Genomic DNA, 19,483 nt, shown 5'->3' with positions numbered 1-19,483 from the left:
GGCTCCCATGCGTCAATCCTGTTTTTCTTGTCTCGGCAAGAATGTTGCAGGACTGCGGGAGGCGGTCAAGCCGCCTCCCAAGGGCGTGCTAGGTCAGGCGATATGCAGGACCATGCCGTCGTTGTGGAACGTGGTCAGCGGCAACGCCTTGTCGAAGCTGTCACCGAACGCGCCCGGGTCGAGCGCTGCCGGCGCATCGGCCGGGCCGACCGCCGCCGCCAGAACCGCATCCACCCCGCCGTCCGCATCGATAATGCTGACCGATGCCGAGAACTGCGGTGCCGGCGCAGCGTTTTGCGCAAGGTTCGGGTCTTGGACCTGGGCGATCGGCCCGAAGATCACATGGACGATGCCATTGGCGTCTGCACCGCCATCCGGTGCACCGATGGCGAAGTCGTCGCGACCGTCGTTGTTGATATCGCCGAGGCCAAGAATGGCGGCCCCGGCGCGCGATCCACTTGTGCCGTCCAGGCGGATATAGTCGGTGCCGAGGTTGCTGCTGTCGAGCACCAGGGTTGCGCGGTTCGCGACGTCGTCGAACCAGTCGTCCTCGAATGCTTTGCCGAACACGACATAGACCGCGCCATTGCCGCCGTTCTGGCCGGGTGCGCCGATGGCGAAGTCGCCGATGCTGTCGCCATTGTAATCGCCGATATCAGCGACCACCGTGCCGAAGCCGCTGCCGGCGATGTTGTTGCGGATTTCGACGATCGAGGCATTGGCCGTCGTATCGTCGACGGAGAAACTTGCATTCCCAAGTGCTTGCGACGATCCGAGGATCAGGAACGCCGCGCCGACATTGTCGTTGCTGCCGCTGCTGGTATCGCGCCCGGGTGCGCCGACGAGCAAGTCGTTGAACGCATCTGATGCTACGCCGATGGTTGCGTTTTCCAGCCGGTAGCCGAATGAATCGACGAAGGCGAGTGCGGTGCCGAAACCATCCGCCGCCGCGTTGGTGGTGAGGACAAACGGCGCGTTCAGTTCATCGCCGCTGACGCCGGGCTGGGCGGTAGTGGTGACCGTTCCGACTTGCGTGAGCACCACCACCTGGTTCGCTGCCCCGTTGCCCAGCACCAGGGCAGGTGTAGGGTGGGAGTGAGCAAGCCCTGCTCGCCGAGACCGCCGAAATCAGCCGCATTGAAGCCGCCGGCGTTGGCGGTGCCCAGCGAATAGCCGACCCCGGTCGTCGTGGTACGCGGGTTGGAAATATTCTTCAGACCCTCGACCGCGTTCGTGCCGGCATAGCTGCCGCCGTCGATCACATAGCCGACGCCCGCATCGGTCACGGAGACGCTAATGGGAGCGGTATTGCCATTGGTGTTGTTCGCTGCGCCGGGCGCGTTGCCGTTGAAGCTGAAGAAGCTGTCGGCGCCCGGCGCGTTCAGGAACAGTTCCGGCCCGGTGCCGCCACCGATGTTGCCGAGATAGGCAACGCTCGACCCCAGCCCGGAGCCGGCGACCCCGGTGATTACCGCGCCGTTAGTGCCGTTGAAAGTCGATGTGTTGATGGTGCCGGTACCGCCGCCGACCGGGTTGCCGCTTGATGCGCCGCCGAGGATATAGACCGCTCCGGCACCGCTGTTTGCGCCGGGTGCGCCGACGATCAATGCGGGATAATCCGGATTTGGATTGGTCGGGTTCACACCCAGCCCCGCGATCGCTCCGACCGCAAGGCTTGTGCCCAGACGCGTATCTGTGCCACCGGTAACGATGCGACTACCGGTGAGCGTGGTCGCGTTGCCGTTCAGATCGACACGGAACACCGCGCCATTGTCGGACAAGGCCCCGGTGCCCCGATTACCAGATCGCGCGTGCTGCTGCCGCCGATGCTGCCAAAGGTCGTGCCGGATGTATCCACCGCGAGCGCAGCCCCGAAATCCGCACCATTTGTGCCGACTGGAAGACTAGAGTTCAATATACCGTTATTGCTGCTTGTAGACAGCGGATTAACGGTAAAGCCGTTGGTGAAGTTGCCGAGGTTGATCACCTCCTGCGCGACGAACAGGCTGACGATCTGCGCTTCCTGCTCTGGCGTGCCGATGTTCCGGTCGGCGGCTAAGTTGCCGTCGGAATCGACCACCGAATAGCTGAAGCTGCCGTAATTACCGGCGGCCAGCCCGCTCGCGTTCCAGACCAGGCTTGTCAGGTCCGCGACGGAAATGGTGTCGCCGATGTCGAGCACCCGCCCGCCGGCACCGACGGTGATGGTGCCGGCGGTCGGCAGCGAGAGGATGGTGATGGCGTCCGTCGGCAGCGGTTCATTGTCGGTCGGCGCAGCGATGTTGAGCGCGAGTGGCGTGGTGTCGCCCTCAATGGCGGCGAGGCCCTTGTTGGCCTCGGCGACCGGAATGACCGAGCCGGCCTCTATGGTAATGGTGATGAAAGCGGTTGCCGTGTCGGTCAGCGCCGAGTCGGCATCCAGCAGACCGTCGATTGCGTCATCGGTATCGCCGATGGTATACTCGAGGCGAAAATTCCAGACCGGGCGGGAAAGATCATAAAGTAATCCACCATCGTCCCCTAAGTCTGCCAACCAACGGCCAGCGTTAAAAGAAACTATACTTGAAGACCCATTGCTGGAGGTGAAACTTTCAAAGGCGCCAGAAACTTGATTAAAATCTCTGATCCATTGCGTGGATCGTCCCGTTTGGTCATTGTAAAAGTAACCGCTATGACTTCTACTTGCCTAGACGGAGACGAAGGCTGGTCGTTTGTGCTGAGAACGATGCCTGGAAAGGAATTTATGCCATCCTGAATGAAATCCGCAGTTGTAACCAATCTTGTGGCGAAATCGTCTACGGCGTCGACGGCGAGCGCATCGGTCCGGCCTTCGATATTGTAGACGAGTTCCGCCTGTGAAGAGCCGCCGGTGTTGTCGACCAGGGTGTAGGTGAAGACCTCGCGGCGGGTGTCGCCGGTGTTCAGGCTGTCAGTGGACGGATCAAGGACATAGGAGACGTTGCCCAGACCATCGACGGTCAGCGCGCCGAACTGGCCGGCGATGGTGGTCGGGCCGGCGACGGTCGTCGTGGCGCCGCCGGCAGCCAGATCCCCGGCTCGAATGGCGCTGACCCGCAGGCTCTGGCCGGGGACGCCGTTGGTCACGTCCACATCGCTGTCGTTCGATAGAATATTGCCGACCACCGGCGAGACGTCGTCGGTGGTTGCCGGGTTGCGGTCGTCCTCGATGGCGGCGAAGCTGTCATTGACGGCGACCGGCGGCGTATTTTCCAGCACATCGCCGACCACGACGGTGATGACGCTGGAGGTGGTGGTCGACGCCCCGTCGCTCACCACCACCTGCAGTTCGTAGCGGTTGTCGCCGCCGGCATCGAGGGTGCCTCGAAGTCCGGCGCATCGTTGAAGACCACCTGGCCGAGCGGATTGATCGCGAACAGCGCGCTGTCGGCGCCGGTCAGCGCGAATGTCAGGGCGTCGTTGTTCGGGTCGGAGGCCGAGACCAGGAACACCGGGTTGGTCGCTGCCTGCAGTTCGTTGTAGAGGAAGGTGTTGGCGTTGTTCGGATCGGCTGCAGCAAAATTGCTGGCGGCGATGGTGTCGATGACCGGCGGATTGTTGTTCGGGGCCTCAACGACATCCGTGACGCTGATGAACAGGTTCTGCGTTGCGGTGGCGGTGCCGTCGCTGGCCGTGACTGCGATTTCGTAGATATTGTCGCCGTTGGCGTCGGCCGGGGCTTCGAAGTCCGGGGACTGCAGGAAGCGCAGCTCGCCCGTGGCGGAATCAAAAGCGAAGCGGGTGGCATCCGCCCCGGTCAGCGCACCATAGGTCACCGGATCGCCATTCGGGTCGGTGGCGGAAATCGTCAGGAACGAGACGATGGTATTCTCGGTGACGCTGATCTCAGCATCGTTCTGGAACACCGGGGCCTGGTTGCCGGAGACGACCGTCACGGCGACGGCCTGGCTGGCGGTGAGGCTGCCGTCGCTGACGGTGAGCGTCAGGTCGTAGACGTTGTCGCCGCCCTGGTCCTGCGGGTTGCTGAAGCTCGGCGGCGTGGCGAACGCCAGCGCGCCGGTCTGGGCGTTGACCGTGAACAGCGCGGCGTCCGTGCCGGCGATCGTGTAGCGCAGCGTGCTGTTGCTGTCCGGGTCCGCGCCGTCGCCGGCGCTGGTGACGGCGGTCGTGCCGGCGTTGACGGTGACGGCGCGGGTCGCCGCGATCGTCGGCGCATCGTTGGCACCGGTCACGGTGATGCGCACCTGCGCGGTCGCCGGCGGCTGGCCGGTGCCGTCGTCGACCTGATAGGTGAACACGTCGGTCGCGGTCTGCCCCGCGCCCAGGCCGTTGGTGTCGGCGTCGGCGTTGTTCAGCGTGTAGGTGAACGTGCCGTTCGCGGCGACGGTCAACTGGCCGAACACGCCGGTCACGGTGTTGCCGCCCGGCTGCGAGAAGGTCAGCGGGTCGTTGTTGGGGTCGCTGGCGGCGAGCAGGCCGCTGACGGTCGCCTGTGCGGCGTCCTCCGTTATCGATGCGGTCGCGTCGGTGGCGATTGGCGGCTCCGGCGCACCGTTCAGGGACACGGTGATGGTGAGGGACGGGTGACCGTCACCGTGCCGTCGGTGATGCTGACTATGATCTCGTAGACGTTGTCGCCGTCCGCATCGCCGGGGTTGGCGACGCTGGTGACGGTGCGGAAGCTCAGCTGACCGGTCAGGTCGTCGAGGAAAAGCGGTCGGCGTCCGGCCCGCCGGCGATGCTGTAGGTCAGGGTGTCGCCGTCGATGTCGCTGGCGGCGATCCGCGCGACGTCGAAACGGCCCTCGCGAATGTTGAACGCCTGGTTGCCGGTGAAGCGCGGTGCATCGTTGACGCCGGTGACCGTCACCGCGATCTGCGCCGTCGCCGTGCCGCCGTTCGGATCGATCACGGTGTAGGTGAAGCTGTCGGTCGCGGTCTGGCCGGCCCGCAGCGCCTGCACCGTGCCCAGCGTGTTGTCGAGCGCGAAGGAGTAGCTGCCATCGGCGTTCAGGCTCAGCGCGCCATAGGTGCCGGCGATGACAGTCGCGGCACCTGCCGCAACCGCCTGCGAATCCGCGCCGTGGGCAAGGCGGGTCACGGTCAGCGCCCGGCCTTCCGGATCGGCGTCGTTGGCGAGCACATTGCCCGCGATCGCGCCGCCGTCCTCGGTCGCAGCGATCGCGTCCGCAGCCAGCACGGGGTTGGCGTTGGTCAGCGTGATCGTCACCGTCTGGCGCACGCTGCGGCCGCCGCTGTCGCGCACGGTGTATTCGAAGGAATAGGTGCCGGCGGGCAGGTTCGAAGGATCGAACACGATGTTGCCGAGCTGGGTGACGGCCGGCAGGTTATTAAGATCAAGCACAGTGCCGGGGTGGCCTGCCCGACCTGCTGCGGCGCCTGGCCGTCCGGCAGAATCCGGAACGCGCTGGCGAGATTGGCGTTGACGCTGCCGTTCTGGCGCAGAACGATCGAGGAGACCGTCAGTGGATCCGGCTGGCCGTTGGCGTTGATGTCCGGATCGGTCGGGACGACAATGCCAAGGCCAATCGGCGCGGACGCACTGGCCGTGACCGGGGCCGGGGCTGCCGCCACCGGCGCGTCGTTGACGCCGGTGATCGTGATGGTGAGCGTCGCCGGCTGGTACGTCGTGCCGCCGGCCTGGATGGTGTAGGTGAAGTTCTGGGTCGCGGTGACGCCGGCACCGAGCGCCGTGACCGTCGCGTTGCTCGCCGGCGTGAAGGTGTAGCTGCCGTCGGCCGCCACGGTCAAGGCACCGAGCGCCGAAGTCAGCGGCTGACCCACGACGCCAGTGGCGCCGTTCGCGACGGCAATGGCGGTGACCTGCGCCGTCACGCCGGCCGGAACCTGCACATTGGCCAACAGGCCAGCCGCCGTATCGACGGCAAGCGGGCGGCCCGCCTGGGTGTCCGGCGTGGTATCGCCGGGCGGCGGCGCGACCGCGCTTGGCCCCTGGCGCCGCCGCCGTCGCCGCTGCCGCCGCTGGCGCAAGCCGCGACGAACATCAGCGGCGACAGCAACGCCGTACGCGAGGCCGCATCGCGCGCCGCCTCGAATTTGCGGCGTGCCCGCCGGACGGCGCCGCTGACCGCAATGGCGTTGGTCAGTTCGGCGAAACGGGTTTCCGGTTCAGCGTCCAGAATCGCTGCGTCCGAGCGCACAGGGGTCAGGGTGTCGAGCATGGCCGCCTCTTGGAGAAGTTAAAAAGTATGAATTTGGTTTCCGGCTATAACCCGATTCGACGCCGAAGAAAAGGTTTAACGATAACCTTCGGTCGAAATTTCGTTCGCATTTCCAACGAATTCGCTGATGTTTTTCATTACATTTTATGACATGAATAATCGCATGCAAATTAACGTTAATATCCGGCAAGACAGTGCTGTTGGGGTCTTCCCAGTTTGCCGGGGTAATTGAAATAGAATTTCGAGCAATTGTGCGTTTGCCGATCCGAACTTGCGGATTGACACGCGCACGCAGGCGCAGCAGAAATCGCGCATGACCGTATTGATCTATTCGCCGAGCAAATCCGCCATGCAATCCGGCCACCGGGGGCAGGGGCATGGGTGCTGGAGTTCGAACAGAAAGACCGCATGTCGCCCGACCCGCTGATGGGCTGGTCGGGTTCGGGCGATACGCGCAACCAGGTGCGTTTGCGCTTTCCCTCCCTGGAGGAGGCGGTGCGCTACGCCGAGCGGCAGGGTCTGGACTATACGGTTCGGTCGCCGCAGCCGCGCGTGCTGAAGTTGCAATCCTACGCGGACAATTTTCGCTAGAGCCTGATCGGTTGAGGTTGAAGCATATGTGCTTCAACCGAGGGCGTGAATCAGGCTCTTATCAACAATTTAGACCATGATTCACGTTTCAGATTGATTCAATCTGAAACGATCAATCTAGAGCCAGACCGTTTGGGGCGAAGCATGGTTGCTTCAATCTGAAACGTTCAAGGTCTGGCTCCATACGCGCTGGCGGCAGCCGCGACACCCGCCCCTTTCTGAGCAGCAGGGTTGGCCATTCCCGGTCGCCGAGTTCGTGGACCAGGTTGAGACCGCGCGCCCGATAAGCGCCCAGCACCGCCTGCGCCTGCGGTGCCAGCAGGCCCGCCAGCAGCAGATAGCCGCCCGGGTTCAGCCGTGCCGTTAGCGTCGGCGCCAACGCGACCAGTGGCCCGGCAAGGATGTTCGCGACCAGCAGATCGAACCGCAGGGCGCGCCGGAAGCGCGCATGCGCCACCCTGGGCAGGTAATCAGCTCAACGTTGCCGCGTCGCCGCCCTTGCTGCACGTTATTCAAGGCCGCGGTGCGCCGGGCAACGGCGATGGCCAGGGGTCGATGTCGCTGGCGATGATGCTTGCACGCGGCCAGAGCTTGGCGGCGGCAAGCGCGAGCAGGGCGGTTCCGGTGCCGACGTCCGCGATGCGGTCGAAGCGGCGCTGGCGAGCGAGTTGGCCGAGCGCCTCCAGGCACCCGAGCGTCGTCGGATGGTGGCCCGTACCGAAGGCTTCGGCGGCGGGAATGACCAGCGGGATGCCACCGGGGCGAATTTCGCTGATACGTTCGGGCGTGCAGACGCGAAAACGCGGCGTAGCGATGGTCGGCAGCCCGAGTTGGCTGAGGCTGATCCAGTCCTGCGGTGCCAGAGGGTGCGCGCGCACAGTCGCCGGATCGAGACCGGCGACACCCTGCGCCAGCCGCCGCACCAGGTCCGGGTCCGGTTCGGAAGAGAAATAGAGTTCCGCCACCCAATCGTCAGCGATCCATGCCCCGGTTGGCTGGTCCTCGGCCTCGAAAACCGCAATCGTCGGCATGTTTTCAGGATCGAACACGCCGTCCGGTTCGCTTTGCAGCCACTGACTCTCGGCATGGTTCAGCGGCAGGCGCAGGATCCACAGATCGGTCATGCGGGCGTCACGAAACTGGCGATGACGCGCTTCGTCCCGGCGCTCTCGAACGCGATGTCGAGCTTGTCGCCATCGATGGCCGTAATGCGTCCGTAGCCGAATTTCTGATGGAAGACGCGCTGGCCGACAGCCAGGTCCACGCGGGCTGCGATGCGAGCGGGCGCTGATATCGTCGCAGCGCGCGCGCGCATGGCGTCCTGGCCGCCGGCGCGCGTCCAGCCGGGGCCGTGACTGTCCAGCCGCACGGGACGGGCGACAGGATCGACCGCCGGCATCGCGGACCAGAGGCGAGTCTGCCCTGCCATGGTCGTGGACTGCCGGACATAGCGCTGCGGCAGCTCCGCCAGAAAGCGCGATGGCAGGCAGGATTGCCACTGACCGTAAACGCGGCGGTTGGCGGCGTGGGTGATGACGGCTGTCCGCCGCGCCCGGGTGATGCCGACGTAGGCCAGGCGGCGCTCCTCCTCGAGGCTGGCCAGCCCGCCTTCATCAAGCGCGCGCTGGTTGGGGAACAGCCCTTCCTCCCAGCCGGCCAGAAACACGGTCGGGAACTCGAGGCCCTTGGCGGCGTGCAGCGTCATCACCGTGACCTTGGGGCCGTCGCGCTGCTCCTCGTTTTCCATCACCAGCGAGACGTGGTCGAGGAACCCTGCCAGCGACTCGAAATCCTCCATCGCCCGGGTGAGTTCGACCAGGTTCTCCAGCCGCCCGGAGGCCTCTGGCGATTTGTCCGCCTGCAGCATGGCAGTGTAGCCTGACTCGTCCAGGACTGTGCGCGCGAGTGCGGCATGATGCAGCGTCGAGAGGCCGTCGCGCCAGCGGACAAGGTCTGCCAGCAGACCGGACAGCGCGCGTCGCGCCGCCGGCGGCAGCTCGTCGGTCGCGGACAGCTCGGCCGCCGTCCGCACCAGCGGCAGGCTGCGCGCACGCGCCAAGGTATGAAGCTTCTGGATGGTCTTGTCGCCGAGGCCGCGCTTGGGGTGTTGACGATCCGCTCGAACGCCAGATCGTCATCCGGCTGCCGAATCAGCCGCAGATAGGCCATGGCATCGCGGATTTCCGCGCGTTCGTAGAAGCGGAAGCCGCCGACGATGCGATAGGGCAGCCCGAGCGTCAGAAAACGGTCTTCGAACTCGCGGGTCTGGAAAGATGCGCGGACCAACACCGCCATGTCGCCCAGCGATTCGCCACGCACCATGCCGGATTCGATGCGCTCGCCGATCACCCGCGCTTCCTCGGCGCCGTCCCAGACGGAAACCACCTCGAGCGGCTGGCCTGAAGGTGCATCGGTCCAGAGCGTCTTGCCGAGCCGGCTCTGGTTGGCGGCGATCAGGCCGCTGGCCGCACCGAGGATTTCCGGGGTCGAGCGGTAATTCTGCTCGAGGCGAATGACGTGCGCGCCGGGAAAATCCTGCTCGAAGCGGAGGATGTTGGCAACCTCCGCGCCGCGCCAGGAATAGATCGACTGGTCGTCGTCGCCAACGCAGCAGATGTTCTTGCGGGACTGCGCCAGCAGCCGCAGCCACAGGTACTGGCAGACGTTGGTATCCTGATATTCGTCGACCATGATGTACTTGAAGCGACGCTGATACTGTTCGAGCACGTCCGGATGATGCTGCAGGATCGAAAGCGTATGCAGCAGCAGGTCGCCGAAATCGCAGGCGTTCACGGTCTTCAGCCGGTCCTGGTACGCTTGGTAGAGGCTGATCGCCTTGCCATCGGCGAAGCTGCCGGCTTCGGCCGGCGGCACCTGGTCCGGTGTCCAGCCGCGGTTTTTCCAGCGATCAATGATGCCCGCAAGCACTCGCGCCGGCCAGCGCTTCTCATCGAGGTTCGCCAGGGTCAGCACCTGCTTGATCGCACGGATCTGGTCGTCGGTGTCGAGGATACTGAAGCTGCCGGTCAGGCCGACCAGTTCGGCATGACGGCGCAGCATGCGCGCCGACACCGAGTGGAAAGTTCCGAGCCAGGTCATGCCCTCGACCGCGCCGCCGATCATCTGGCCGACGCGGTGCTGCATCTCGCGCGCTGCCTTGTTCGTAAAGGTGACCGCCAGGATTTCGCCAGGATAGGCGCGCCCGGTTGCAATCAGATGCGCCAGCCGGGCAGTCAGCGCGCGGGTCTTGCCGGTGCCGGCACCCGCCAGCACGAGGACGGGGCCGTCGATGGTTTCCACGGCGTCCCGCTGCGGGGTGTTCAGTCCATCAAGATATTCTGGGGCTGGGCATCGGTCGCAAGGTGTCGCATCATCGCGCATGTCTAGAGCAGCGGACTTTGAATCTGCAACAGCCCGATGGCATGCACACAGCAGATTCAAAGTCCAAAGCTGCTCTATATATCTTTGAATCTAAAGCATCTTCCCCTTAAATGCGACACTGTGCTTGATCCCAGTCCTGGGTCGCATTTAAGGCGAGATGCTTTAGCGCATGTGGGATGGTGAGACGAGGGGAATATGCGATTATACTAGCGGTAGAGGCGTAACGAGATGCGGGCGCAGCTTATAGAGCGCGGCTCATCCCGGTATGCCCAGCGCTTCCGAGATGCGGCTGAGGAAATACAGGCGGTCGATCGGCTTGCTGATCAGGTCGCTCATCCCGGCGTCCAGGCAATCCCGGCGCTCCGCCTCGCCGATGTTGGCGGTCATCGCGAGAATCGGGGTGTGCTCGTTCAGTCCCTTGCGGCCCCGGATCGCACGCGCCGCCTCCAGGCCGCTCATTTCCGGCATGCGGACATCCATGAGAATCAGATCGAAAATTTCCGCTTCCGCCGCCGCCACCGCCTGTCGACCGTTGTCGACAATCAGCATCTCGTAATTGCCGAGCTCCAGCAGGGTGCGCACCAGCATCTGATTGATGACGTTGTCCTCAGCGACCAGCACGCGCGCGACGGATGCGATCGGTAGGTCTCCGGTATTTTGCGCCGCGCGGGGCCGGTTTGTCCGTGCGCGGCGTATTGGAGGGATTCGAGGTCCGCACCATCTCCAGACGTTCCATCGATTTGGTAAACCAGCCCGACATCTTGGGCAGGCACGTCGCATCGACGTTGGCCGGATAAATATCCGAATGCACACGCAACATCAAAGTACCCCGGGTAAGTATTCGCGGTTACACGAATTGAATTTGTTCAACTTACCCTCTACATAACGGTTACCGTTCGGAAAGTTAATAAAGGATTAACAAATTTCAAACGTGCAACCATGCGCAGAAAACGACATTATTCATGTTGCCGATATGATATAACAAACGTTTGTGTTTTGCCATATCTGTGGTTTGTCACGATTTCGAAACGGCCTGCTGCATCCTTGAGGTAAGCGGGCAATAACGAGTCGTTTCCTTGTGTTTCCGCAACGATAATGCTTGTGTCCTGCACCCATTGCGCCTGCAGGAGTTGCTCCAGGATCGGGCCATGAAGGCCGTCGGCGTAAGGCGGGTCCAGATACAGCACATCGTACGGCGCGGCCGCGGCGGGCAGGGTGCGGGCATCCTGTGCGAGGATGGTCGCGCTTCCGGGCTGGTCCAGGAGCTTGAGCGTCTGGGCAATTGCGGTCGCGGCGGCGCGGTTCTGCTCAACGAATGTCGCATGCGCCGCGCCGCGCGATAGCGCTTCCAGGCCGAACGCGCCAGAGCCTGCGCAGATGTCGGCAACGCGCAGGCCCTCCCAGTCGCCGAGCATCGACTGCAGTCGGCTGAACACCGCCTCGCGCACCCGATCCGCTGTTGGGCGGATCGCCAGACCTTCGGGAACGGGCAACTTCCGGCCTTTCCACTTGCCGGCGATGATGCGCACGCTCATGCGGGCGCCGGGGCGTGCGGCCCGTGCCACGCCGTTTGCCGGCCGGCGCATCGCTGTCCGTTGCGCCGCGACGCTTCAGCGGACGTCGTCCGCTCTTGCTTGCCGGGGCTTTGGCGGCGGGCTTCGGGGCGGAGCGCGGGCGGGACTTGGGCGCGGCGGTGCCCAGGCGCTGGCGACGTCGATACGGCCTGAGCGATCCTTGACCCGGGACAGCCAGGCGGCGGGTGCCTCGACCAGCGCGCCGGGCGGCAGGTCGTTGAGGTCGAACGGGCCGTAGCCGGTGCGGATGAGCCGGCTGACCCCGACGCCCAGATACTCCATGACGCGACGGATTTCCCGGTTCTTGCCCTCGGTGAGGACGACGGACACCCAGCTGGTGAGGCCGCTCTTGTGCTCGATGTCGGCGATGATGCTGCCGTACCGGATGCCCTCGATCGTCACGCCCTCGGCCAGCGCTTCGAGCATGGCCTGCGTGACCGTTCCGCGTACGCGCACGCGGTACCGTCGTTCCACGGCATTGACGGGCAGTTCCAGCCAGCGCTTGAGTTCACCGTCGTTGGTCAGCAGCAGCAGGCCCTCGGTCGTGAAGTCGAGCCGCCCGACCGAGACCATGCGCGGCGCCTGTGCCGGCAGCAGATCGAACACGGTCTTGCGGCCCTGCGGATCGCGCGCGGTCGTCACGCAGCCCGCAGGCTTGTGCAGGAACCACAGCCGGGTCGGTTCGGCGGCGCGTACCGGCTGGCCGTCGAAGGTGATCCCGTCGGTGGTGGCCAGCAGCGTCGCCGGCGTCAGGACGGTCTTGCCGTTCAGCGCAATCCGGCCTTCGGCGATGAAGCGTTCGACATCGCGCCGCGAGCCGATGCCGGCACGGGCGAGAAGTTTGGCGATGCGCTGGGGTTCTGCGGGTTGGGATGGTTTGGCCATGGATGCGCTTAGCCGGAAACGGCGGGTTTTAACAACCGCCCGCGCATGAGGCCGCGCAGGCTGTTGCCGAGCCAGATTTCTCCCGCCTCCAGGTCGGCGGCGGTCAGGCGCGCCTCGACCGCGCGGCCGTCTGCCAGCAGTTCCGCGCGCAGAATTCCAGGCAGAACCCCGTCGGCCAGCGGTGGCGTGTGCAGAACGCCGTCCCGTGCGACGAACAGGGTGGTGAACGATCCTTCGGTCAGATGCCCTTGCCGGTTGCAGAAGAGCACCTCATCGCAGCCGGTTGTGCGCGCCAACGCCATGCGCGCGTCGTCATAGAAACCGCGATGGCTGGTCTTGTGCGCGAGCCAGGGCCGCGGCACGTCCAGCGGTGCGGAGGCCAGCACGACGCCAAGCGGTTCGGCAAGCGGGACCAGCGCCCTAGCCTGGACGGACGCCGCACCGAACCGGCTGACCAGCAACCGCACGCGCATGGGGTGTTCCACTGCGTCGATGCATCCGCCAGCACGGTGCGCCAGGCGTCCGGGGTGACGGCAAAGCCGAATCTGCGGGCACTGGTACTGAGCCGTTCAAGGTGGGCATCCAGCCGGACAAAGCCGGTATCCGGGGTCCAGCGCAGGGTCTCGAACAGGTCGAACGGCGGAATCTCGGCGTCAAGAAACTGCGCCTTGGCCAGGCACTCGCGCCATTCGTCCGCAGCGACGCTGTCCGCCACCACGCCACTGCCGAGGCCGAGCCGTGCCGTCCCGTCCGTTTGCAGCAGCAGGGTGCGGATGGCGACGTTGAAGCTTGATGCGCCGTCCGGGGACATCCATCCGATCGCGCCGGTGTAAAGCCCGCGCGGCTCCGGCTCCAGGTCGCGGATGATCTCCATGGCGCGGATCTTCGGTGCCCCGGTGATCGACCCGCAGGGAAACAACGTGCGCAGAACATCGATGGCATCGTGCCCCGGTTGCACCTGCGCGGTGATGGTGGAGGTCATCTGCCACAGGGTCGGCAGCGCGCTGACCTCGAACAGGCGCGGCACCTGCACGCTGCCCGGCGCTGCCACCCGGCTCAAATCGTTGCGCAGCAGATCGACGATCATGAGGTTCTCGGCGCGGTTTTGGGGTCGGCCGCCAGGACAACGCCGGCCGACTCATCCTCCGTGCGCGGCGCGGTGCCCTTCATCGGCATCGCGGTCAGGTGCCCACCGGGTTCGAGCGTGAAAAACAGTTCCGGCGAGGTGGACAGCAGCCAGTGCGCGCCCGTCGACGCCAGCACGCCATGGCCGCCGCGCTGGCTGCTGCGCAGGCGGTCGTAGAGCGCCAGCGGGTCGCCCTCAGCCTTCAGGACAGCGGGAAAGGTCAGGTTGATCTGGTAGACGTCCCCTGCCTCGATAAAGCGCAGGACCCGGTCAAGCGCTGTCGCATAGTCGTCCGGCTCGGTTGCCGGCTGAACCTGCCCGAGCGCACAGCGCGGCGGCACGCTGAGCGAGGCCCGGCACAGCCCTTCGACCTCCAGTGGGGCAAGTGCGCGGCGGTCACGGAACAGGCCGAACCAGAGCAGCGGCTCGCCGGTGGGCGGGGACGGTAACGCGCGGCCAGTTTTGGCTCCAGCGCGTACCCGGCCTCGAACGCCAGCCAGCCGGCGGCATGCAGGCCCTGCGCGAGGCCATCCCGCAGCCAGGCGAACGCGTCTTCGAGCCGGGCCGGGTCGCCGACGGCAAGGCTCGCCGCCAGATCGCTGAACAACAGGCTCTGGTCCGCGTTGGTGCCGCGCGCATCATCGAACAGGAAAAACGGGGCGTTGTGCAGCACTTTGTGTGACCGGCCAGCAATGCGCAGCGAATGCGGCATGCGCTTCTCCGGCGCAAGGCGAAACACCACAGCAAGTGCCACGCGGAAAACGCTTCAACCGCAACCGATCCGGCTCTAAAGCCACAACCATGCAGATGCTAGCACTTCAATTCACCATTATCCCCGTGACGCCGTTCCAGCAGAACTGCAGCCTGCTGTGGTGCACGCAGACGATGCGCGGTGCCTTCGTCGATGCCGGTGGCGAGCCGGAGCGCCTGCTTGACGCGGCAGCCCATCACGGCGTGACCATCGAGTCGCTGCTGGTGACTCATGGCCACCTGGACCACTGCGGGGCGACGGCAGACCTCTCGGAGCGGCTGGGAGTGCCGATCATCGGACCGCACCGGGAGGATGCGTTCTGGATCGAGCAACTGGGGACGCAGGCACAGATGTTCGGCTTTCCGGCGGCAAAGGCGTTCACGCCGGATCGCTGGCTGGAAGACGGCGATACGGTCGAAGTGGGGCCTTGACCCTCGACGTGCGGCATTGCCCCGGACACACGCCGGGTCATGTGATTTTCATCATGCACCAAGCGCGCTCGCCTTTGTCGGCGACGTGCTGTTCGCCGGATCAATCGGCCGGACCGATTTCCCGCGCGGGAACCATGGGGACCTGATCCGCTCGATCACCACCAAGCTGTGGCCGCTCGGCGACCATGTGCAGTTCGTGCCCGGTCATGGCCCGATGGCGTGCTTCAGCGATGAACGGCGCAGCAACCCGTTCGTCGCGGACTCGGTGCTCGCGCGCGCCAGCCTATAGCGTCCGCACGACCCGGACGGCGACGGCGATCCAGCCCGGATCGGCCAGGGTGACCGGCTTGCCGCCTGGCGTAAGGGGCAGGATGGTGACCGCGCTCGGCGTTGCCGACAGCACCCGACCGAAGGCGAAGCCGCCCACACCCTGGGCTGCCAGCGCATCCCGGTGCTCGGCTTCGGAGAAGCGCTCCGGCGGCAGGCGCTGGAGCCAGAGATCGTCCCCGGCGCGGTAGTCGCCCTGGCTCACATCGACGCGCAGGCCCAGCATGTCCGAGGCCGGCCGCGGCGGGGTCAACACCATCGGCCGGTTCGGCGCCTCGGCCCCGCTTGCGGTCAGCAGTGCGGCAACCGGCACGTCCGGCCGCTCATCGACCCGGACCAGATCGCTGGCGTCGACGCCAAGCGCGCCGGCGATCCGGTTGAGCCAATCGACCGAGACGGTGCGCAACCCGACCTCCAGCCGGCCGATGGTCTGCGCCGTGGTCGGCGGATCGCAGCGCTGGGCCACCTCCGCCAAAGTCAAGCGCTTGGCTTTCCTGACTTCCCGAATACGTGTTTGCATAAGCCCCTCAAAAACCGTATTGGTACTTTTTCTGTCCTACATCATCGGCCCCGCTGTAGTCCAGTCACGTGTCGTAGAATCGAAGCTCGCTACCCAATGCTATAGGGCTGGCATGCGCGCTTCGATTCTCAAACGACACTAGGTACAATAGGTTGCTCGTGTCCTTCTCGAATCTGAAATCCAACCGAGCCTGATATTGGGAGTATGGATTTCAGATGCGGGACACGAGGGTCTGCAACTGGAGGACGTATCATGCTGGACGAGAAACGGATCGTGCGCGTGCTGAGCGAGCTGGAAAGGGGCTGACCCTGAAGCCGCAGGGCGACGACTGGCGGCTGGGGCGCAGCCGGCTTGCCGAACCGGCAGTGGTGCAGCTGCGCGCGCGCGATCTGGTGGAGCCGGCACCCGGCGGCTACCGGATCAGCGGGCCGGGCCGGGCCTTCGTGGCACGGGCACGCGCCGGCGCGGAGGGTGCCTATCGCCAGAACCGCCTGCTTGCCGAGGAAACCCGCCGGATCGACGGCCGGGACATACCCTGTACCGTCAATCGCGCGGAGTCGCCGCTGGCGTGGCTGGAACGGCGCGGCCTGCTGACCGAGGCGCAGGTGGCAGCGGGCGAGCGGCTGCGCGCCGACTTCGAGCAGGCGCAGCTCGGGCCACGCGTCACCATGGCCTGGGACGCCGCACCCGCGCAGGGCGGGCGGCGCGGGCCGCCGGAGCCGCTGACCCGCAGCGAAAACCAGATCGCGGCCAAGCGGCGCGTCGAGGCCGCGATGGCGGCGGCCGGGCGCGGCCTCAGCGACGTGCTGTGGCGGGTGGTGTGCTGCGCCGAGGGGTTGGAGACCGCCGAGAAGGCGCTGGCCTGGCCGCCACGCTCGGCCAAGCTGGTGCTTGGCATGGCGCTTGACCGGCTTGCGGATCATTATGCGGGAAAAAGTACCAAATAGGAAAATTACTCTTGACTATCGACGCGCTATTTGGTACAAATTCCCCATGATGACTGATTGCGTCCGGGGCGTCCATGACCACCACAGCGAAACCGGCGCGCAAAGCTGCAGCGACGCAGGCCTGGACAGCGGCCAAGCGGCGCAAGTTCCTGACCCGGCTGGCCGAGACCGCCAATGTGGCGGAAGCCTGCCGGGTCGCGAAGGTATCCCGCGCCTATGCCTATACCTACCGCAAGCGCGCGCCGACCTTCGCTGCCGCCTGGGACGACGCCATGTGCGCCGCCCTCGACGACCTGGAGGCCGCGCTGGTCGAGCGGGCACGCGATGGCGTCGAGCGGCCGCACTTCTATGGCGGTTCGCAGGTCGGCACCGTGCGGCATTATTCGGACGCGCTGGCGATGTTCATCCTGCGCGCCCGCCGCCCGGAGATCTACGGCAAGACCGGCGAGGCGAGCGACACGCCCGCGCCGGCCGGCGACATCCGGGCGCTGATCGCCGAGCGGGTGGCGCGCCTGCGCGCGGTGGCACCATGAGCGCCGGACAGGCGCTTGCCGGCCTGACGCCGGCGGCGCTGGTGCGGCTGCTGGACAGCCTGAGCGAGGCCGAAGCCACGCACCTGCTGTGGGACTGGCCGAGCTGGGCCCGGCCGGCGCAACTGCCCCGACTGGCGACTGGCGGGTCTGGCTGGTGCTCGCCGGGCGCGGCTTCGGCAAGACCCGCGCCGGTGCCGAATGGGTGCGGGCGCTGGCCGAGCAAGACGGGACGGCCCGGATCGCGCTGGTCGGCGCGACGGCGCACGACGCGCGCGCCGTGATGGTCGAGGGCGAGTCCGGCCTGCTGGCGATCGCACCGCCGGGGCGCCGGCCGCAGTTCGAACCGAGCCGGCGCCGGCTGGTCTGGCCGTCCGGCGCGCAGGCGCTGCTCTATTCGGCCGAAGACCGGAGCAACTGCGCGGGCCGCAGCATCACGCCGCCTGGGCCGACGAACTGGGCAAATGGCCCTATGGCGAAGCCGTCTGGTCCAACCTGTCACTCGGCCTGCGGCTGGGCACAGCGCCGAGGATCGTTGCGACCACCACGCCGCGGCCGACGCCGCTGCTGCGCGCGCTGCTGAAGGATGATGCCGTCGCGGTGACGCGCGGGCGCACGCAGGACAATGCAGCACATCTGCCGGAGGCGTTTCTGGCGGCGGTCACCGCGGCCTATGGCGGCACCCGGCTCGGGCGGCAGGAGCTGGATGGCGAACTGATCGAGGACCTGCCGGGTGCCTTGTGGCGGCGCGACGCGATCGAACAGGCGCGGGTGCGGCTGGCGCCGGACCTGATCCGGGTCGTGGTCGGCGTCGACCCGCCGGTGAGCCGGGACGGCGACGCCTGCGGCATCGTCGTTGCCGGTCTGGGACTGGATGGCACCGGCTATGTGCTGGCGGATGCGACCGTCGCGCAGGCGAGCCCCGAACAATGGGCGCGTGTGGTCGCCGCCTGCGCCCGCGACTTCGCCGCCGACCGGGTGGTGGCCGAAGTCAACAACGGTGGCGAGCTGGTGGAAAGCGTGCTCCGCCAGTGCGCGCCTGCCCTGCCGTACCGGGCGGTGCGGGCGAGCCGGGGCAAGGCGGCACGCGCCGAGCCGGTCGCCGCCCTCTACGAGCAGGGCCGGGTGCGCCATGTCGGCGGGTATCCGGCGCTGGAGGACCAGCTCTGCGGGTTCGGCCCCGGCGGCTACGAAGGGCCAGGCCGCTCCCGGACCGCGCTGACGCGCTGGTCTGGGCGCTGACCGACCTGATGCTGAACCGTCCGGCGAACCCGCGAGTCAGGGGCTGTGATCTTATAAGCGCCTTTTGGGTTCGTTCAGCCCTTTCCCGACTCCCCACATGGCGGCCATTCGTTCATGCGTGCTTGTGTGCGTACATGTACGGTGTTATTCTCATGCAATCACAGGATGAACGATGGAAAAGCGGCCCGCCGCCACCAACCCCGATTACGATCCGTTCGGCACGGGCGGCGGCCCTGCTGCGCCGGCTTTCGGCAGGTGGCCGCAGTCAGGTCGAGATTATCGAGGAGGCGCTTGAGCGCATGGCGTCGCAGCGCAAGACGCTGTCCGAGGCGCTGGCTCCTGTCGTTCAGCAAGATTTCGATTGGGAACCTGCCCGGTCCAGCATGACGTCCCGCGCGCCTGCGCTTGACGACTGATGTATCTTCTGGACACCAACATCATTTCGGAAAGCCGCAAGCTTGGCAGCCCCGGATCGACCGTCGCGCAGCGCGATGGCTCGGCCAGATTGACGTCGAGACCACCTTTGTGTCGGCAATGACCCTCTTCGAGCTGGAGCGTGGCGTTCAATCAATGGAGCGTCGCGATGCAAAACAAGGTGCTGCCCTGCGTCGCTGGCTCGACGACCAGGTGATGACAACCTATGAAAACCGTACCCTGCCGCTGACGCGGGCTGTGGCGCTGATCTGTGCTGGCCTGCACATTCCCGATCCAAAGTCCGAGCGCGATGCGTGGATCGCTGCGACCGCAATCGACGCCAGCCTGACGGTGGTCAGCCGGAATGTAGACGATTTCGCCGGTATGGGCGTAGGGCTGATCAATCCATTTGCGCTGGATGTTATGTGACGGCCCCGTCACCCCGGCGCAGGCCGGGGTCCATGGCTAACGCCTTATATTCGCTGTATATATATGATCCTATGGATTCCGGCCTTCGCCGGAATGACGAAATGGAGTTGTATAATTCCACTTTTCAGCAGCTGGTAGGTTGAAGCAAGCGCGC

21 protein-coding genes and 5 pseudogenes are annotated in these 19,483 nt (G+C 65.8%); 8 read left to right on the top strand and 18 right to left on the bottom strand.

What is annotated here, in order from left to right; translation table 11 throughout:
• Positions 1 to 93: 93 nt before the first annotated feature.
• From E6W36_RS04645 to E6W36_RS04615, 8 genes are all read right to left on the bottom strand, one after another.
• Positions 94 to 1,074, bottom strand: coding sequence for an integrin alpha (locus E6W36_RS04645; RefSeq protein ID WP_222873909.1), 981 nt, complete (start codon positions 1,072 to 1,074; stop codon positions 94 to 96).
• Positions 978 to 1,781, bottom strand: a complete 804-nt coding sequence (locus E6W36_RS04640) for a hypothetical protein (protein WP_222873908.1) — start codon at positions 1,779 to 1,781, stop codon at positions 978 to 980. Before E6W36_RS04640 ends, E6W36_RS04645 begins: the two co-directional genes overlap by 97 nt.
• The gene (locus E6W36_RS04635) at positions 1,745 to 2,533 is read right to left on the bottom strand and encodes a hypothetical protein (RefSeq protein ID WP_222873907.1); all 789 of its coding nucleotides are present in this window, start codon (positions 2,531 to 2,533) and stop codon (positions 1,745 to 1,747) included. Before E6W36_RS04635 ends, E6W36_RS04640 begins: the two co-directional genes overlap by 37 nt.
• A 23-nt stretch (positions 2,534 to 2,556) precedes the next feature.
• Complete coding sequence (locus E6W36_RS04630; protein ID WP_222873906.1) at positions 2,557 to 3,300, bottom strand: VCBS domain-containing protein; 744 nt, start codon at positions 3,298 to 3,300, stop codon at positions 2,557 to 2,559.
• On the bottom strand, positions 3,291 to 4,544 hold the full coding sequence (locus E6W36_RS04625) for an Ig-like domain-containing protein (protein ID WP_222873905.1): 1,254 nt from the start codon (positions 4,542 to 4,544) through the stop codon (positions 3,291 to 3,293). Before E6W36_RS04625 ends, E6W36_RS04630 begins: the two co-directional genes overlap by 10 nt.
• A 130-nt stretch (positions 4,545 to 4,674) precedes the next feature.
• Complete coding sequence (locus E6W36_RS04620; RefSeq protein WP_425459708.1) at positions 4,675 to 5,295, bottom strand: Ig-like domain-containing protein; 621 nt, start codon at positions 5,293 to 5,295, stop codon at positions 4,675 to 4,677.
• A complete protein-coding gene (locus tag E6W36_RS17875) occupies positions 5,205 to 5,852 on the bottom strand; it encodes a VCBS domain-containing protein (RefSeq protein WP_246048121.1) in 648 nt (215 codons plus the stop codon). Before E6W36_RS17875 ends, E6W36_RS04620 begins: the two co-directional genes overlap by 91 nt.
• Entirely contained in the window at positions 5,831 to 6,181 is a 351-nt protein-coding gene (locus E6W36_RS04615) for a hypothetical protein (RefSeq protein ID WP_222873903.1), read from the bottom strand. The genes E6W36_RS17875 and E6W36_RS04615 overlap by 22 nt, the downstream gene beginning before the upstream one ends.
• Positions 6,182 to 6,494: 313 nt before the next feature.
• Between E6W36_RS04615 and E6W36_RS04610 the strand changes: the two are divergent.
• Positions 6,495 to 6,772: pseudogene (locus E6W36_RS04610) on the top strand (ETC complex I subunit).
• A gap of 112 nt (positions 6,773 to 6,884) precedes the next feature.
• Here the strand turns inward: E6W36_RS04610 and E6W36_RS20330 are convergent.
• From E6W36_RS20330 to E6W36_RS21770, 9 genes and pseudogenes are all read right to left on the bottom strand, one after another.
• Positions 6,885 to 7,229, bottom strand: coding sequence for a 50S ribosomal protein L11 methyltransferase (locus E6W36_RS20330; protein WP_281277444.1), 345 nt, complete (start codon positions 7,227 to 7,229; stop codon positions 6,885 to 6,887).
• Between the two features lie 55 nt (positions 7,230 to 7,284).
• Positions 7,285 to 7,896, bottom strand: a complete 612-nt coding sequence (locus tag E6W36_RS20325; RefSeq protein ID WP_222873902.1) for a 50S ribosomal protein L11 methyltransferase — start codon at positions 7,894 to 7,896, stop codon at positions 7,285 to 7,287.
• Positions 7,893 to 10,153, bottom strand: a pseudogene (locus tag E6W36_RS04595) (ATP-dependent helicase). The gene E6W36_RS20325 and the pseudogene E6W36_RS04595 overlap by 4 nt, the downstream one beginning before the upstream one ends.
• 255 nt (positions 10,154 to 10,408) lie before the next feature.
• On the bottom strand, positions 10,409 to 10,774 hold the full coding sequence (locus E6W36_RS04590; protein ID WP_222873901.1) for a response regulator: 366 nt from the start codon (positions 10,772 to 10,774) through the stop codon (positions 10,409 to 10,411).
• A 335-nt stretch (positions 10,775 to 11,109) separates the two neighbouring features.
• Positions 11,110 to 11,688, bottom strand: coding sequence for a 16S rRNA (guanine(966)-N(2))-methyltransferase RsmD (gene rsmD / locus E6W36_RS04585; RefSeq protein ID WP_222873900.1), 579 nt, complete (start codon positions 11,686 to 11,688; stop codon positions 11,110 to 11,112).
• A gap of 75 nt (positions 11,689 to 11,763) precedes the next feature.
• Positions 11,764 to 12,612 carry a pseudouridine synthase gene (locus E6W36_RS04580; protein ID WP_222873899.1) on the bottom strand — a complete coding sequence of 283 codons (849 nt, stop codon included), beginning with the start codon at positions 12,610 to 12,612 and terminating at the stop codon, positions 11,764 to 11,766.
• 8 nt (positions 12,613 to 12,620) lie between these two features.
• Positions 12,621 to 13,085 (bottom strand): aminotransferase class IV, encoded by a 465-nt coding sequence (locus tag E6W36_RS17865; RefSeq protein ID WP_246048120.1) that lies wholly within the window; start codon positions 13,083 to 13,085, stop codon positions 12,621 to 12,623.
• A gap of 254 nt (positions 13,086 to 13,339) precedes the next feature.
• Positions 13,340 to 13,699, bottom strand: a pseudogene (locus E6W36_RS21775) (chorismate-binding protein); the annotation flags it as partial.
• Positions 13,696 to 14,079, bottom strand: coding sequence for a chorismate-binding protein (locus E6W36_RS21770; RefSeq protein ID WP_342776799.1), 384 nt, complete (start codon positions 14,077 to 14,079; stop codon positions 13,696 to 13,698). The pseudogene E6W36_RS21775 and the gene E6W36_RS21770, both read right to left, overlap by 4 nt.
• Positions 14,080 to 14,246: 167 nt before the next feature.
• On the opposite strand from E6W36_RS21770, the gene E6W36_RS17855 reads away from it, so the two are divergent.
• Together E6W36_RS17855 and E6W36_RS04570 are read left to right on the top strand one after the other, a co-directional pair.
• Complete coding sequence (locus tag E6W36_RS17855) at positions 14,247 to 14,420, top strand: hypothetical protein (RefSeq protein WP_246048119.1); 174 nt, start codon at positions 14,247 to 14,249, stop codon at positions 14,418 to 14,420.
• Positions 14,421 to 14,539: 119 nt separating this feature from the next.
• Positions 14,540 to 15,209, top strand: a pseudogene (locus tag E6W36_RS04570) (MBL fold metallo-hydrolase).
• Here the strand turns inward: E6W36_RS04570 and E6W36_RS04565 are convergent.
• Positions 15,204 to 15,767: a helix-turn-helix domain-containing protein gene (locus E6W36_RS04565; protein ID WP_222873898.1), complete on the bottom strand. Its 564-nt coding sequence runs from the start codon at positions 15,765 to 15,767 to the stop codon at positions 15,204 to 15,206. The pseudogene E6W36_RS04570 and the gene E6W36_RS04565 sit on opposite strands and share 6 nt — an antisense overlap.
• A gap of 215 nt (positions 15,768 to 15,982) precedes the next feature.
• Here E6W36_RS04565 and E6W36_RS21765 point away from each other — a divergent pair, with 215 nt between their 5' ends.
• The 5 genes and pseudogenes from E6W36_RS21765 (at position 15,983) to E6W36_RS04540 (ending at position 19,329) form a co-directional block, all read left to right on the top strand.
• Positions 15,983 to 16,714 carry a DUF6456 domain-containing protein gene (locus tag E6W36_RS21765; protein WP_222873897.1) on the top strand — a complete coding sequence of 244 codons (732 nt, stop codon included), beginning with the start codon at positions 15,983 to 15,985 and terminating at the stop codon, positions 16,712 to 16,714.
• 74 nt (positions 16,715 to 16,788) lie between these two features.
• Entirely contained in the window at positions 16,789 to 17,247 is a 459-nt protein-coding gene (locus tag E6W36_RS04555; RefSeq protein WP_222873896.1) for a hypothetical protein, read from the top strand.
• Positions 17,244 to 18,530 (top strand): annotated as a pseudogene (locus tag E6W36_RS04550) (DNA-packaging protein); the annotation flags it as partial. The gene E6W36_RS04555 and the pseudogene E6W36_RS04550, both read left to right, overlap by 4 nt.
• A 108-nt stretch (positions 18,531 to 18,638) precedes the next feature.
• A complete protein-coding gene (locus tag E6W36_RS04545) occupies positions 18,639 to 18,902 on the top strand; it encodes a hypothetical protein (RefSeq protein ID WP_222874561.1) in 264 nt (87 codons plus the stop codon).
• Complete coding sequence (locus E6W36_RS04540; protein ID WP_222873895.1) at positions 18,892 to 19,329, top strand: type II toxin-antitoxin system VapC family toxin; 438 nt, start codon at positions 18,892 to 18,894, stop codon at positions 19,327 to 19,329. The genes E6W36_RS04545 and E6W36_RS04540 overlap by 11 nt, the downstream gene beginning before the upstream one ends.
• The last annotated feature ends 154 nt before the right edge of the window (positions 19,330 to 19,483 follow it).

The sequence above is a fragment of the Hankyongella ginsenosidimutans genome, assembly GCF_005144965.1.
GTDB lineage: Bacteria > Pseudomonadota > Alphaproteobacteria > Sphingomonadales > Sphingomonadaceae > Hankyongella > Hankyongella ginsenosidimutans.
Note: the sequence above shows the minus strand (reverse complement) of the source record. Positions and strands in the feature narration are given on the sequence as shown.

What these genes read in the sequence shown, in the direction of transcription:
- E6W36_RS04615 (WP_222873903.1), bottom strand. Translation starts at nt 6,181, where the DNA reads ATGCTCGACACCCTGACCCCTGTGCGCTCGGACGCAGCGATTCTGGAC.
- E6W36_RS20325 (WP_222873902.1), bottom strand. Translation starts at nt 7,896, where the DNA reads ATGACCGATCTGTGGATCCTGCGCCTGCCGCTGAACCATGCCGAGAGT.
- rsmD (WP_222873900.1), bottom strand. Translation starts at nt 11,688, where the DNA reads ATGAGCGTGCGCATCATCGCCGGCAAGTGGAAAGGCCGGAAGTTGCCC.
- E6W36_RS04580 (WP_222873899.1), bottom strand. Translation starts at nt 12,612, where the DNA reads ATGGCCAAACCATCCCAACCCGCAGAACCCCAGCGCATCGCCAAACTT.
- E6W36_RS17865 (WP_246048120.1), bottom strand. Translation starts at nt 13,085, where the DNA reads ATGCGCGTGCGGTTGCTGGTCAGCCGGTTCGGTGCGGCGTCCGTCCAG.
- E6W36_RS17855 (WP_246048119.1), top strand. Translation starts at nt 14,247, where the DNA reads ATGCAGGCCCTGCGCGAGGCCATCCCGCAGCCAGGCGAACGCGTCTTC.
- E6W36_RS04565 (WP_222873898.1), bottom strand. Translation starts at nt 15,767, where the DNA reads ATGCAAACACGTATTCGGGAAGTCAGGAAAGCCAAGCGCTTGACTTTG.
- E6W36_RS21765 (WP_222873897.1), top strand. Translation starts at nt 15,983, where the DNA reads ATGCGGGACACGAGGGTCTGCAACTGGAGGACGTATCATGCTGGACGA.
- E6W36_RS04555 (WP_222873896.1), top strand. Translation starts at nt 16,789, where the DNA reads ATGACCACCACAGCGAAACCGGCGCGCAAAGCTGCAGCGACGCAGGCC.
- E6W36_RS04545 (WP_222874561.1), top strand. Translation starts at nt 18,639, where the DNA reads ATGCAATCACAGGATGAACGATGGAAAAGCGGCCCGCCGCCACCAACC.